Origin of the sequence: Enterococcus durans (assembly GCF_002277935.1) — a bacterium.
GTDB classification, from domain to species: domain Bacteria; phylum Bacillota; class Bacilli; order Lactobacillales; family Enterococcaceae; genus Enterococcus_B; species Enterococcus_B durans.
In genome coordinates this window covers 2126211-2141087 of sequence record NZ_CP022930.1, presented here as the reverse complement: position 1 = coordinate 2141087, position 14877 = coordinate 2126211, and the positions used below count along the sequence as shown (strand labels likewise).

The window sequence follows — 14877 nt, the reverse complement described above, 5'->3', positions numbered from 1 at the left end:
ACCTCCTATTCTACAACAATTTGATCTGTTTGTTTCTCTTCATCCAGTAATTCGTTTGAAACAGATGGTGTGATCTCAACTTCTTCTTTTTTATCAAGGATACTTCCATCTTCTTCCAAAGTAAACTGGACATGGGTTTCGATCCATTTACGACGTGGCTCGACTTTATCTCCCATCAACGTAGTGACACGACGCTCTGCTTGGGCTGCGTCATCGATCCGAACGCGGATCAACGTACGTGATGTTGGGTCCATCGTTGTTTCCCATAATTGTTCCGCATTCATTTCTCCAAGCCCTTTGTAACGTTGAAGCATATAGCCTTTACCGATCTTCTTGATCGTTGCTGCAAGCTCATCATCCGTCCAAGCATATTCGATTACTTGTTTTTTCCCTTGTCCCTTAGATACTTTGTATAATGGCGGTAGAGCAATGTAGACTTTCCCGGCTTCGATCAAAGGTTTCATGTAGCGATAGAAGAAAGTTAACAACAATACTTGGATATGTGCACCATCCGTATCTGCATCGGTCATGATGATGATCTTGTCATAATTGCAATCTTCAATCGAAAATTCTGGACCGACACCCGCACCGATCGTATAGATCATGGTATTGATTTCTTCATTTTTTAAAATATCTTGCATCTTCGCTTTTTCGGTATTGATAACTTTTCCTCGAAGCGGCAAAATAGCTTGGAACTTGCGATCTCGTCCTTGTTTCGCTGACCCACCGGCTGAATCCCCTTCGACTAAATACAATTCATTCTTTTTGGGATTACGTGATTGCGCAGGCGTCAATTTCCCTGATAAGAGAGATTCCCCTTTTTTGCGCTTCTTGCCGTTGCGGCTTTCTTCTCGCGCTTTTCGTGCTGCTTCTCGCGCTTCTCTGGCTTTTACAGCCTTTCGAACAAGCATTTGACTCATTTCACTATTTTCTTGTAAATAAAAGCCCATTTGTTCACCAATGACGTTATCTACGACGGTCCGTGCTACTGGTGTCCCTAGTTTTTCTTTTGTTTGTCCTTCGAATTGAAGCAGGTTTTCTGGCACGCGAATTGAAAGGACAGCGGCGAGACCTTCTCTAAAATCACTACCTTCAAGGTTCTTGTCTCTCTCCTTCAGCAAGCCCACTTTTCTAGCATATTCATTGTATGCTTTTGTCATAGCAGTTTTCATTCCTGCTTCGTGGGTACCACCATCTTTTGTTCGAACATTGTTAACGAAAGACAAGACATTTTCAGAATAGCCATCATTATATTGATAAGCTACTTCCACTTCGATTCCGTCTTTTTCACCAGAGAAATAAACAACTGGTGTCAATGTATCTTTTTCTTCATTCAAATAATCGACAAATTCTTTGATTCCTTCTTCATAATGAAAGACTTCATTAACTGGCTCTTCTCCACGTAAATCAGAGAGAGTGATCCGTACGCCGCGTAATAGGAAAGCTGATTCTCTCAAACGTTCTGATAATATTTCATAAGAAAATTTTGTGGTAGAAAAAATCGAATCATCTGGCAAGAAATGGACGGTCGTGCCATTTGCTTTTTTAGTTTTGCCGATTTTTTTCAGTGTGCCGTTTGGTTTTCCGCCATTACTGAATTTTTGTTGATATTCAATGCCATCACGTACGATCGTGACAACCAGCCATTTTGACAATGCATTTACAACGCTGGCACCTACACCATGAAGTCCTCCAGAGGTTTTATATCCTCCTTGGCCGAACTTCCCGCCGGCATGCAATACCGTAAAAATCACTTCGACTGTTGGGATACCTGATGCATGCATCCCTACTGGCATTCCACGTCCGCTATCTACGACGGTGATACTATTGTCTTCATGTATCGTTACGCCAATTTCATTTCCATATCCTGATAATGCTTCATCTACAGCATTATCGACGATTTCATAGACTAAATGATGTAAGCCTCGGCTGTCAGTCGACCCAATATACATCCCTGGTCTTTTTCTGACTGCCTCTAATCCTTCAAGAACCTGGATTGACGCATCATTATATTCGTTCTTTACTTTTTTTGCCAAGGCAAACGCTCCTTCAATAATACTTTGCGGTAAAAACCGCACCACGATAATCATACTAGAAAAGCTCCTGAAAAAAAAGAGGGTAGAAGCGAATTAAAAACTATTTAATACCTCGTTTCCTACCCACATATGCTCTTTTTGAGCCATTTCTCTTTTGGCATTTCTCTGTCTTTTGAGTTTTTCTAACCATTGTTCTGTTCTTGCATTTTGTTCCACTCGATCTTGATACAACGGTCCATCACGACATCTTCATGATTTGCTTTTTGGAGTATGTTCGCTGCTTCTTCATTTTGGATCCCTAACTGCGCCCAAAAAACTTTTGCATTCGTCTGTAAAAACTCTTCGGCGATTTCTGGTAAAAATTCACTGCGACGAAAAATATCGACAATATCGATAGGTTCATCTATATCTGAAAGACGTGCAAATACTTTTTCTCCTAAGACTTCCTGTCCTGCTAAAACAGGATTGACTGGTAAAATTCGATATCCCTTGTCTTGGAGCAACTGAGCAATTTTATAGCTCGTACGCTCTTCCTTATTACTTAAGCCTATGACCGCGATCGTTTTCGCTTCTTTTAAATAATCAAAGATTCTTTCTTGCGTTGGATTTTCAAATGCCATCTATTTTACGCTTCCTTTCGTCTGATCTTTCAAGTTTTTCCGATTGTTCCTGCTTACTATTCATGCTAAAATAAACCTTAGTTTTCAACTTGAAAGAGGGTTAAAAATGAAATTGATCTTATTATTTATTGTAGCATACCTTTTAGGTTCGATTCCTTCGGGCGTTTGGGTAGGCAAATTGTTTTTTAAAAAAGATATTCGTCAACACGGCAGCGGCAATACTGGCACGACGAATACATTCAGAGTACTAGGTAAAACCGCAGGAACCATTGTTTTGTTCATGGATATCCTGAAAGGAACATTGGCAACTTGTCTGCCGTTTATTTTCCACGTTACGAGCATTAATCCGCTTTGGTTTGGTGTTTGTGCGATTTTAGGGCACACATTCCCGATATTTGCAGGATTCAAGGGCGGAAAAGCTGTAGCTACAAGTGCCGGCATGCTTTTGGGATTCAATCCACTCTTTTTCGTTTATTCGTGTATTATTTTCATCGTTAGTCTTTTTTGTACAAGCATGGTTAGTTTGAGCAGTATGATCAGTGCAGTGTTGATCACATTATCCACGATCTTCTTGCCTTATATTGCCCCTAGCATTTTACCTGAGCCTAACTGGTTGCTTACGATCATTGCCTTCTTAGTGTCATCTTTTATTTTTTATCGTCACAAAGACAATATCAAACGTATCAAAGATAAAACTGAAAGTAGAGTCCCTTTTGGCTTGAACAGCAGCAAAAAGAATAATTGAAAAGCAGAGAGCAAGTGAGACAAAAAGAGGTTGAGACAGAAGTGTTCAACTCCGAGAAATAAGAAGAAATCAACGAAAATTGCTTTTCAAATTTTTGTGAATTTCAGCTTATTTAAGAAGGAGTTGCTTCTGCTCCCACCGTTTATTCGTTTATAAAGAATGAGACAAAAGTGTTTCTTACTTTTGTCCCACGCTTTTTTTTATTGTTTTTTAACATATTTCTTGAAATTCTGTTCTATTTTACTGTAATCGAATATTTTGTTTTAAAGATTTCATGTGCCCCTAATTGATTGATTCCGGCTTTTTCCATCAGCTTACCTGTGCTGTCCACTGTATCCGCGATCCCACACCAAGGTTCGATACATACGAACGGCGCTTCTTTGGGATAAGGAGACCAAATACCCACGTAAGGCATATCTTTGTAGCTCAAAGTCACACTATGACTCGATTTTTCGCTTCTGATAGCATAAGCGTTCAACCCTTTTGTCTCAAAGACCAACGCATCCTGATCGAATAATTCACGCATCAATGCAAGATTCGTATTTGTCTGGCCCAATGTTTTTTGATCCATATCGATATACGGACCATTTAGAGGTAAACGCAATCTAGATTTTCTTGGTGAGAATGCAAGATAAAAATCTTCAAAAATCAATCCTTCTTCAAGTGGAACGTTAAAGGCAGGATGCCCACCAATCGAAAAGAACATTTCTTCTTCTCCAACATTCGCTACTTGGTAATGAACAGTGATCCCATCCCCACCTAGTTCATAAGAAATGACGAGTTCAAAATCAAATGGATAATTTTTCTTTGTTTCAGGAGTACTTTTTAGCATAAAACTAGCTAATTCCTCGCCTTGCTCAATGACCTCAAAATCCATATCTCTAGCAAAGCCATGCTGCCCCATCGAATAAGTTTTCCCTTGATAAGTATATTGGTCATCTTTAAGGCGACCGACAAATGGAAATAATACTGGCGCATGGCGTCCCCAGTATTCAGGATCACCTTGCCAAATGTATTCCAAATTTGATTCTTTTGATTTTAAACTAATCAATTCTGCGCCATGTTCAGCGATTTCAGCAATCAATTGATCATTTTGAATGATAACAGTCATAGTAATTCCTCCATCATTAAATCCTAAAACCTGAGACGATAGCTGTGTCTCAGGTCTATAAGTTTTTCCTCTATTTGAATAAATGTTGAACTGCTTTTTTAGATTGAATCAGTTAATAGCTGTGCTTAGTCAATTCTTCTTTAAAGCGAGAATTCAAAACTTTTAGATACGTGCCCTTCATCCCCAGAGAACGAGATTCAATGATACCGGCTGACTCTAATTTGCGTAATGCATTCACGATCACTGAACGAGTGATGCCGATCTTGTCAGCAATATTTGAAGCCGTCAAACGGCCTTCATCTCCCTCTAATGCATCAAAAATCGCCTGCACCGCTTTTAACTCACTGTATGATAACGTATTGATCGCCATCTGGACCGCAGTCGCACTGCGAACGTCGGCTTCGATACTTCGAGATTTTTGATACAAGATCTGCATCCCAACTACTGTTGCGCCGTATTCAGCCAATACTAGATCATCATCATTGAAAGCTTGTTCCATTTTCGCAAGAATGATCGTCCCTAAACGTTCCCCTGCACCAAAGATCGGTACAACAGTGGTTAAACCAAAAGGATACTTTTCTCTGGTTTCAAAAGGAAAAGCAGTGATTTCACTGGTGATAGGAATATTCGCTTCTGTTTTATTTAGTTGACCAACAGTGTCTGTATAAGAATCGGGAAATTGCTTTTCAACAAACATGCTTTTTACACGATCGTTGTTTACATCGTGACGTTCATTATAACCTAAAAGTACACCATCACTACCGATGATATATACATTACTATCTAAAATAGCACCTAGAGTAACAGCCATCTTATCGTAAGGTAAATCTGCTTGCATATCAAAAGTATTTTTTTGTTGCAAGAGTTTATTTATCTTGCGGGTCTTTGTCAATAAATCCGTCATTTTCTTCCTCCGATTTTATAAAATATAGCGGCTTAAGTCTTCGTTTGCCGCGATTGAGCCCAACTTTTCATCCACATATGCTTCTGTGATGGTTATTTCCCCCATCTGCATATCAGGTGCTTCAAATAGTAGATCTTCCAATAGTTTTTCAAGAATCGTGTGCAAGCGACGCGCACCGATGTTATCTGTGTCGCGGTTCACGTCATAAGCGATTTGTGCAATTTTCTCAATCGCTTCTTTTGTGAACGTTACTGAGACATTTTCTGTACCGATCAAAGCCACATATTGCTTGATCAACGCATTGTTTGGTTCAGTCAGGATCTTGATGAAGTCTTCTGCCGTCAGATCATCCAATTCAACACGGATCGGGAAACGTCCTTGTAGTTCAGGGATCAAGTCGCTAGGTTTTGACAGATGGAACGCCCCTGAAGCAATGAACAAGACATGGTCAGTCTGGATCGTACCATATTTCGTATTTACTTGTGAGCCTTCAACGATTGGTAAAATGTCACGTTGGACCCCTTCTCTTGATACTTCACCGGATTGCTGTGATTTTGACGTGATCTTATCGATTTCATCAATAAAAATGATCCCGCTTGATTCTGCTAATTTGATTGCTTCACTATGGATATCCGCATCTTTGACAAGTTTAGCAGATTCTTCTTTTGTCAATAATTCTAAGGCTTCTTTGACTGTCACTGTGCGTTCGACCTTTTTCTTAGGTGTCAAAGCTCCTAGTGTTTCATTCAAGTCGATACCCATTTGCTCTAGTCCGTTGTTCATCATTGGTGCTGGTTTCTTTTGATCTTCCACTTCAATCGTTACTTCGCGATTATCCAAAAGACCTTTTTGTAGCTGTTCCAATACCGTTTTGCGATTCACTCGGATGTCTTCAGTGACATCTTCTTGAGGTTCTGCATTATTTTGCTGCGCCATATTGAACATATTCATCATCTGTTCAAATTGATTGCCAGATTGTTTTTGTTCTTTTTTGATACCAGGAACCAACACTTTTACTAAGCGTTTTTCAGCATTCTTTTTCGCATCCATATATACACGGCTATATTGTTCTTTTTCTACGATTTGGATCGCATTTTCAACTAGATCACGCACCATCGATTCGACATCGCGCCCTACATAACCTACTTCAGTAAATTTAGTTGCTTCGACTTTGACAAAAGGTGCATTGACGATTTTCGCTAAACGGCGGGCAATTTCTGTTTTACCTACCCCAGTCGGTCCGATCATCAACATGTTTTTAGGTGTGATATCTTGTTGCATTTTTTCATCTAGTTGTAGACGGCGGTAGCGGTTACGTAATGCTACAGCAACTGATTTTTTAGCGTCATGTTGACCAACGATGTATTGGTCCAATTCGCTGACGATTTGTCTTGGTGTTTGTTTTAATTCATTCATAGTTTGTTCACCTCTATATTTCTTCCACGATGATATTATGATTTGTGAAAATACAAATATCTGCTGCGATATTCAATGCATTTTCTGCGATTTCTTTTGCACTCATATCATTTTGAGCATAGTTTTTCATTGCACGGGCGGCAGCTAATGCGAAGTTACCTCCTGAACCGATAGCCAAAATACCATCATCAGGCGTGATCACTTCACCAGTCCCCGATACTAGAAGCATTTCTTTATCATTCATAACGATCAGCATTGCTTCTAATTTTTGCATCGATTGTTGTGTGCGCCATTCTTGCGCCAATTCTACTGCTGCTCTTTGCAAGTTGCCGTTATATTCATTTAGCTTTCCTTCAAACTTTTCTTCTAAAGTAAAAGCATCTGCCACACTTCCAGCAAAACCGACAACCACTTCATCATTGTAGATGCGGCGTACTTTTCTGGCAGTGCCTTTCATAACAACAGATTCTCCCATCGTTACTTGACCATCGCCCGCCATTGCGAACTTGCCGTTTTTTTCAACAGCACAGATTGTCGTTGAATGGAATTGTGATTCTACCATAGTTATTTCCTCCTAAATAGTTAACTTTCTCTTTTATCTCACGCTCTTGGGTGAAAAGAACGGTAATTTTTTTGTAAGCTTTCTTTGGTTACATGCGCATAGATTTGGGTCGTTGAGAGGTTCGCGTGACCAAGCAATTCTTGCACCGTACGCAGATCTGCACCATTATTCAATAGGTGGGTTGCAAATGTATGTCTAAGCATATGGGGATGAATCGAACTATCTAAGCTGCTTTTTTTTATTATTTGGTTTAGAACATATTCAATGCCTGTTGGTGTGATTGGTTCTCCATGATGATTGACAAAAACGATATCATGCTCTTTCTGATACTTCGTCATCAGGACTCGACGGCCATTTTCAACATAATCTATTAAAGCATCATGTGCAAATGATCCAATCGGCGCATATCGTTCTTTGTTTCCTTTCCCATGGACCAGCATGACTTCCGAATCAAGATCGATATCCGACATTTTCAGATTGCTGCATTCACTTAAACGGATACCCGAACCATAGAGAATCTCTAATAATGCTCGATTTCTCAGTTCCAACGGTTTTTCTCCCGTTACACTATCGAATAGTGCCTGCATTTCATCTTCATAAAAAAAGCGGGGCAATTTTAAATTTTTCTTTTTGAGGTGCACATAGGAAAAAGGGTTCTCAATGATTAGCTCTTCTTTTAAAAGGTACTGATAAAATGAACGTAGACTGGCGATCTTTCGACTAATCGAATTTCTGCTGTACATCTCATCAGTCAAGTAGCTCAAATACACGCGTACATCCATATGTTTTACTTTTAACAAATCGTCATCACCAGAGTCAGCCAAAAATTGATGGAAGTTGTTGATATCTTCTTCATACGCTTCCCTTGTTTTTTCGGAATACCCTCGTTCAACGATTAAATAACGTAAAAATTTTTCTTTCCATGGTTGTTCTGTCATTTCATCACCTTCCTTTTGATCCCAGAGATAAATTTAGCATAGCAAAAATAAAAAGACAAATAAATTGTCAGAATTTAACCAATATTTCTAAGTTTATTCACAATTAAAACAATTATCTTGACAAAAAGAAGGCGTCTTCTTTTATTTATCGACCATTGAAAAGAAAAGTTCCCCACCAAAAGAAGAGCGTGGACAAAAGTAAGGAACACTTTTGTCTCACACTCTCAACACGAGTAGAGGGTAGAAGAAGAAGCTCCCTCGAAAATAAATCAAAATCCACAAAAATTTGAAAAGAAATCCCCATGAAATTTTTCTTATTTCTCGTAGTTAAACGCTTCTACCCTCTTTTGTCTAATTGGCAGGAACTTCTTCAAATAATTCACGTTTGAATTGTTCGCCCACTTCCAATGCTCTTTGAGCAATTGTTTCATAGCGTGTTTTTTTATCACGAATACGTTTCGGTAACTCAGGGAACAATCCATAGTTTGCATTCATCGGTTGGAAATGTTTGCCTTCTGCGTGTGTGATATAGTATGCCATGCTGCCGATAGCAGTTTCTTGTGGAAATTCAATTGGCTCTTCAGATTTTGCCAAACGAGCGGCATTGATACCTGCAAGTAGACCACTGGCGGCACTTTCAACATACCCTTCGACACCCGTCATTTGTCCGGCAAAAAATAAATCTTCGCGTTTTGTCGATTGATACGTAGGCTTCAATAATTCTGGCGAATTCATGAAACTGTTACGGTGCATCACACCATAACGCACGAACTCAGCATTTTCTAATCCAGGGATCATCCGGAAAACACGTTTTTGTTCGCCCCACTTCAAATGCGTTTGAAAACCGACGATATTATACAAAGATGCTGCCGCATTATCTTGGCGTAGCTGAATGACTGCATACGGTCTTTTGCCCGTTTTTGGATCTTCTAATCCAACTGGCTTCATAGGACCAAACAGCATTGTTTTGAAGCCTCTTTGTGCCATCACTTCGATCGGCATACAGCCGTCAAAGTATTTTTCTTTTTCAAAAGATTTCAACTCGGCAACTTCTGCTGTCGTTAATGCTTCATGAAAAGCCTTGAACTCTTCTTCTGTCATTGGACAGTTTAAATAAGCTGCTTCCCCTTTATTGTAGCGAGATTTCAAGTAGACTTTGTCCATGTCGATCGTTGCTTTATCGACGATTGGCGCAGCCGCATCATAAAAGTAAAATCCTTCTGATCCATTGAATTCTTTAATACTTTCCGCCAAAGGATGAGAAGTCAACGGACCTGTCGCAATGATCGTGATGCCCTCTGGTATGGCAGTTATTTCTTCGTTGACGACTGTTACCAAAGGATGTTCTTTGACTTTTCGCGTAATGGTTTCAGAAAAGGAATCACGGTCAACCGCTAAAGCTCCTCCAGCAGGAACAGCTGTTTCATCAGCTGAAGTAATGACTACGGAATTCAAACGACGCATTTCTTCTTTCAACAAACCGACCGCATTTGCTAGACTATTGCCTCTTAGGGAGTTGGAACAGACTAGTTCAGCAAAATTACTTGTGTGATGTGCCTCAGTTGATTTTACTGGACGCATTTCATATAAACGAACAGGGACTCCTGCTTGCGCAATCTGCCACGCAGCTTCACTTCCAGCAAGACCTGCTCCTACAACATTAACAGTTTTCAATGATTGACCTCTTTTCATTTCTTATTTTTGGATGTCTTCTTCGTAATCGCCATTTACACAAACGACTTGTTTGCCGCCTTTAACCTTTTTCTCTACAAGATATTGGTCACATTTTGGACAATTTCTGCCGACAGGTTTATCCCATGAAGTAAACTCACATTCTGGAAAACGAGAACAACCATAAAAAATACGATTTTTCTTAGATTTACGTTCGATGACCTGTCCTTCATGACAAACTGGGCAAGTTACACCGATTTCTTTGACGATTGGTTTGGTATTTCTACATTCTGGAAAATTACTGCATGCATAGAATTTACCATACTTACCTAATTTAATGACCATCGGATGTCCACAAATGTCACAATCAAAGCCAGCAGGTTCATCCTTGATCTGGATCTTCTCGATTTTTTCTTCTGCATTTGTTAGTTCTTTTTCAAAAGGTTTATAGAAACGGTCCACTACTTTGACCCAAGCTTCTTTTCCTTCTTCCACTTTATCTAAATCGCCTTCCATTTCAGCGGTGAAGTGGATATCGACGATTTGTGGGAAGAACTCGCAAATCAATGAATTGACGATTTCACCAAGTTCTGTTGGTTCAAAACGTTTTTGCGTCAATTTGACGTAATAACGACGTTGGATCGTATCTAAAGTTGGTGCATACGTGGATGGACGTCCTACTCCATTTTCTTCCAATGCACGAATCAACGTTGCTTCACTAAATCGTGCTGGTGGTTGAGTAAAATGTTGTTTTGGTTCAATATCAGTAGATTGGACAACGTCTCCTTCGGCAAGATCTGGCAAAATATTTTCTTTGTCTTCTTTGCCGTCATCACGTCCTTCGACATACACTTGCATGAACCCTTTAAATTTAACCTTTGAGCCATTCGCAATAAAAATCACGCCGTTTTGTTCAATGGTTACCTTCATTGTGTCTAAGATCGCCGGTGTCATCTGGCTTGCTACAAACCGTGACCAGATCAATGTATAAAGTTTCAATTGATCTTTATCTAGATACTGCTTGATTTCATCTGGTGTACGCAATACACTCGTTGGTCGTACTGCCTCATGGGCATCTTGTGCCCCTTGAGCGTTTTTGATTTTACGATTGGCATGACTAGAAAATTCTTTTCCGTATGTTTCTTCGATAAAATCAGCCGCTTCCGCTTTCGCTGTTTCAGCAATACGTGTCGAGTCAGTACGCATATAAGTGATCAAACCAACTGTTCCTTGTTTTCCTAAAGAAATTCCTTCGTATAGTTGTTGAGCGACCATCATCGTTTTACGTGTTCTAAAGTTGAGTTTTCTGGCAGCTTCTTGTTGAAGACTACTAGTCGTAAACGGATTGGCTGGATTTCTCTTCCGTTCTTTTTTCTCAACTTTTTGAACAGTGAAATCTTGTCCATCGATTCGCTCAGTGACTTCTTTCACGGATTGTGCGTCTGGTAATTTTTTCTTTTTCCCGTCGATCCCCCAAAAATTCGCTTTGAATTTTTTACGCGCTTTTTTGAAATTCCCATCAATACTCCAATATTCTTCTGGAATAAATTCACGGATTTCCTGTTCGCGATCAATGATGATCTTCAGAGCTATGGATTGAACTCGGCCAGCACTTAGCCCCTTTTTCACTTTGCGCCAAAGAATCGGACTGATCGAGTAACCTACTAGACGATCCAATGCTCTTCGTGCTTGTTGGGCATCGACTAGATCAACATCGATCGTTCGTGGCTCTTTGAAGGCTGCTTTAACCGCATCCTTTGTGATTTCGTTAAAAACTACCCGATTCTTGTCATTTAAGTCTAATCCTAATAAATAAGCAAGATGCCATGCAATTGCTTCCCCTTCTCTATCCGGGTCACTTGCGAGATAAACTTTTTGTGCTTTTTTGGCAGCAGACTTCAAACTTTTGATGACATCGCCTTTACCGCGAATTGAAATATAATGAGGCTCATAGTTGTTCTCAACATCTATCCCCATTTTGCTTTTAGGTAGATCACGTATATGGCCAACACTAGCCATTACTTTATAATTACGACCAAGATATTTTTCTATCGTTTTGGCCTTTGCAGGTGATTCAACGATCACTAAATATTTATATGCCATTACTGAATGGACTCCTTTCCATTGTCGTGTTCCTACTATATATATATAGGATTCATACAAATCGTAGCTTATCATATCCATTCAGAAAACGTTTGTCAAGAAAAGCCAATGATAAATTCGTTGTTATTCTTTTAATTCAACCATTATATCTTGACCAGAAACCACGCAAACTGCGCCATCTTGTATCAATTGATGGGAACCTTTCGAATGTTCTGTCAAAATATTTCCTGGAACAGAAAAAATGGGTTTTCCCAACTCCAAAGCGTACTGGACAGTGATCAGAGAACCACTCTTTTCTCTTGTCTCAATCACACAGGTTCCTTCTGATAAAGCTGCGATGAGCCGGTTTCTCATCGGAAAATGATATTTCTTCGGTCCTGTATCAGGAAGGAATTCACTGAGTAGCAAATGATTTTTTCCTATCTCTGCTTGTAATGCACGATTTTCTTCAGGATAGACTTTATTCATCCCTGTGCCAATGACAGCGATTGTTTTGCCAGAGTAATTGATTGCCGCTTGATGTGCATAGGTATCGATGCCTTTTGCACAGCCACTCACGATCACAACTCCTGCTTCAACGACTGGAGCCAATAGATGGTGCACTACTTTTTTTGCTAAAACAGACGTTTTTCTTCCACCAACGACACTGATCATCTTTCTCTCCAACAACGAAAGATCACCTTGGTAAAAAAGTGCAATAGGGGGCGCTGCAAGATGCAGTAGTTGCGATGGATACTTTTTATCTAGGCATGTCACGACTGATTGTTTTGACAAGCTATCTGCCTGTTTTGCACAAATCTCTGCCCAGCTCTCTTCAAATAGGTGACGGGAGTCGCCGATTTTTGCAATAGCAATGATTTCTGTTAGGGATAATTCTTTTTTCCCAGATTTCAGCAGCTCTTGAATCACTTGCCATTTTCTTTGGATGCTCAACCCTTTAACGCATGCTAATTTTACCAAAAATAAATCTATTTTATACATAACAAAGATCGCCTCTCTTTCTCATAAGTAACATGCGCAAGAGGCGATCAATTATTTTAAAGCAAATAGTTTTTTACAGGCGCAAATGTTTTGCGATGGATCGGTGTCACGCCTTTTTCTGCTAAACCAAGTAAATGCTCTTTCGTGCCGTAGCCTGCATTGTGATCAAAACCATAGCCAGGATACAACTTGTCATACTGTTTCATCAGATCATCTCGATAAACTTTGGCAATAATACTTGCCGCAGCAATCGATACAGAACGTGCATCCCCTTTGATGAGCTTTTCTTGTTGGATCGGTAAGTCAAGCGTCATCGCATCAATCAATAAATACGTAGGCTTTACAGCTAGTTTTTCAACTGCTTGGATCATCGCAAGTTTACTTGCTTCGTAAATATTGACCTCGTCAATCGTCTTTTCATCAATTATCCCGACCCCGATAGCAATCGCTTTTTCTTGGATTTGCGCATAAAGCAATTCTCGTTTTTTCTCTGACAATTGTTTGGAGTCATTTAAACCAAGGATTTCTTCATTTTTAGGTAAAACGACTGCTGCAGCCACAACTGGTCCAGCTAATGGTCCGCGACCTACTTCATCGATCCCTGCGATCCATTCATGACCACTTTCATAGCCCTTTTTTTCAAAAATCGACATTTCTTGATATTTTTCTTTGATCAATGCTTCTTTTTTTAAGCGGTTCTCAAAAGCAACCAATGCTTGCTTTACGCCTTTACGTGAGTCCTGCCGAAATTCTTCAATAGTTGGATCTGTTAGCGAATGAATGGCTTTTAAGCGCTCTTTGATACTTTGAATCGACTCACTCATGTTCTTCTTGAACCACTTCTTCGTAACGGTCTAATGTGTAGCGTCCTAATTTTCCTTGACGGATGTCGAATACGACGACTTCACTCCCACGTTCATAGTCATCCTTATAGCCCCGTTTAGCGGTAATATCCATCAGGAGTTCAGAACCTAATTTCTGTTCTGGATCTTCCAATATGTTATAGCGTTCTGCTATTCTTCCTGGATAATAGCGCGCAAAAAAATCTAGTCCATAGATCGCTAAATCATCTAAATGCACAAGTTGATCTTTGATTGCACCAGTCAATGCCAATTTTTTGCCGATTTCTTCATCTTCAAATTTAGGCCATAGTATCCCTGGGGTGTCTAATAATTCGAGTTCGCTGCCTAAACGCAACCATTGCTGACCTTTTGTTACGCCGGGTTTATTCCCTGTCTGTGCAATTTTTTTCCCAACTAGTCGATTCATCAATGTTGACTTACCCACATTGGGGATTCCTAGGACCATTGCCCGTATCGCACGAGGCTTGATCCCTCTAGCTGCATCACGTTCCCGTTTTTCTTTTAAGGCTTCTTTTGCCGCAGGAATCAGTGCTTTGATTCCTTTACTTTCTTGTGCCGTGATTGCAAGTGCTGAATGACCTTGCTTTTTAAAATAGTCTTGCCACAATCTAGTCTGCTGGGGATCTGCCAAGTCTGCCTTATTCAGTAATACTAATCGTGGTTTTTGTTGGATGATCTGGTCCAGCATCGGGTTTCTTGAAGATAAAGGTAACCGCGCATCCACCAATTCAAAAACGATATCTACATATTTCATTTTCTCAGATACTTCACGGCGTGCTTTCGCCATGTGACCTGGGAACCATTGGATAGTCATAGTGTGAAATAAACTCCTTTCGTATCAAGGTTTCTTTGACCCTGATCTTCCATACTTTTAGCTAAAATTGCCTTCATAAGTTTCATCAATTTAAAAAAACTCATTCTCATCAT

Annotated in this window: 13 protein-coding genes; 1 reads left to right on the top strand and 12 read right to left on the bottom strand. The window is 39.9% G+C overall.

Annotation, left to right across the window (positions count from 1 at the left end; all coding sequences use genetic code 11):
* Positions 1-5 precede the first annotated feature (5 nt).
* Both parE and CJZ72_RS10220 read right to left on the bottom strand, forming a co-directional pair.
* The gene (gene parE, locus CJZ72_RS10225) at positions 6-2036 is read right to left on the bottom strand and encodes a DNA topoisomerase IV subunit B (RefSeq protein WP_025479917.1); all 2031 of its coding nucleotides are present in this window, start codon (positions 2034-2036) and stop codon (positions 6-8) included.
* Between the two features lie 182 nt (positions 2037-2218).
* On the bottom strand, positions 2219-2656 hold the full coding sequence (locus CJZ72_RS10220; RefSeq protein WP_081134388.1) for a CoA-binding protein: 438 nt from the start codon (positions 2654-2656) through the stop codon (positions 2219-2221).
* A 106-nt stretch (positions 2657-2762) separates the two neighbouring features.
* On the opposite strand from CJZ72_RS10220, the gene plsY reads away from it, so the two are divergent.
* The gene (gene plsY, locus CJZ72_RS10215) at positions 2763-3401 is read left to right on the top strand and encodes a glycerol-3-phosphate 1-O-acyltransferase PlsY (protein ID WP_005878164.1); all 639 of its coding nucleotides are present in this window, start codon (positions 2763-2765) and stop codon (positions 3399-3401) included.
* A 235-nt stretch (positions 3402-3636) separates the two neighbouring features.
* On the opposite strand, the gene CJZ72_RS10210 is transcribed toward plsY, so the two are convergent.
* The 10 genes from CJZ72_RS10210 to ylqF form a co-directional block, all read right to left on the bottom strand.
* Positions 3637-4512, bottom strand: a complete 876-nt coding sequence (locus tag CJZ72_RS10210) for an aldose 1-epimerase family protein (protein ID WP_081134390.1) — start codon at positions 4510-4512, stop codon at positions 3637-3639.
* 112 nt (positions 4513-4624) lie between these two features.
* Positions 4625-5416, bottom strand: a complete 792-nt coding sequence (gene codY / locus CJZ72_RS10205) for a GTP-sensing pleiotropic transcriptional regulator CodY (protein WP_005878161.1) — start codon at positions 5414-5416, stop codon at positions 4625-4627.
* Between the two features lie 15 nt (positions 5417-5431).
* Positions 5432-6832 (bottom strand): ATP-dependent protease ATPase subunit HslU, encoded by a 1401-nt coding sequence (hslU, locus tag CJZ72_RS10200; protein WP_016176813.1) that lies wholly within the window; start codon positions 6830-6832, stop codon positions 5432-5434.
* Between the two features lie 13 nt (positions 6833-6845).
* Positions 6846-7394, bottom strand: a complete 549-nt coding sequence (hslV, locus tag CJZ72_RS10195) for an HslVU peptidase proteolytic subunit (RefSeq protein WP_005878157.1) — start codon at positions 7392-7394, stop codon at positions 6846-6848.
* Between the two features lie 38 nt (positions 7395-7432).
* Positions 7433-8332, bottom strand: a complete 900-nt coding sequence (gene xerC / locus CJZ72_RS10190; RefSeq protein WP_081134391.1) for a tyrosine recombinase XerC — start codon at positions 8330-8332, stop codon at positions 7433-7435.
* A 351-nt stretch (positions 8333-8683) separates the two neighbouring features.
* Positions 8684-10006 carry an FADH(2)-oxidizing methylenetetrahydrofolate--tRNA-(uracil(54)-C(5))-methyltransferase TrmFO gene (gene trmFO / locus CJZ72_RS10185; protein ID WP_081134392.1) on the bottom strand — a complete coding sequence of 441 codons (1323 nt, stop codon included), beginning with the start codon at positions 10004-10006 and terminating at the stop codon, positions 8684-8686.
* 21 nt (positions 10007-10027) lie between these two features.
* Positions 10028-12106 carry a type I DNA topoisomerase gene (topA, locus tag CJZ72_RS10180; protein WP_081134393.1) on the bottom strand — a complete coding sequence of 693 codons (2079 nt, stop codon included), beginning with the start codon at positions 12104-12106 and terminating at the stop codon, positions 10028-10030.
* 123 nt (positions 12107-12229) lie between these two features.
* The gene (gene dprA / locus CJZ72_RS10175) at positions 12230-13087 is read right to left on the bottom strand and encodes a DNA-processing protein DprA (RefSeq protein WP_081134394.1); all 858 of its coding nucleotides are present in this window, start codon (positions 13085-13087) and stop codon (positions 12230-12232) included.
* A gap of 56 nt (positions 13088-13143) precedes the next feature.
* On the bottom strand, positions 13144-13911 hold the full coding sequence (locus tag CJZ72_RS10170; RefSeq protein WP_095443807.1) for a ribonuclease HII: 768 nt from the start codon (positions 13909-13911) through the stop codon (positions 13144-13146).
* A complete protein-coding gene (ylqF, locus tag CJZ72_RS10165) occupies positions 13904-14764 on the bottom strand; it encodes a ribosome biogenesis GTPase YlqF (protein ID WP_095443806.1) in 861 nt (286 codons plus the stop codon). Before ylqF ends, CJZ72_RS10170 begins: the two co-directional genes overlap by 8 nt.
* Between the last annotated feature and the right edge of the window lie 113 nt (positions 14765-14877).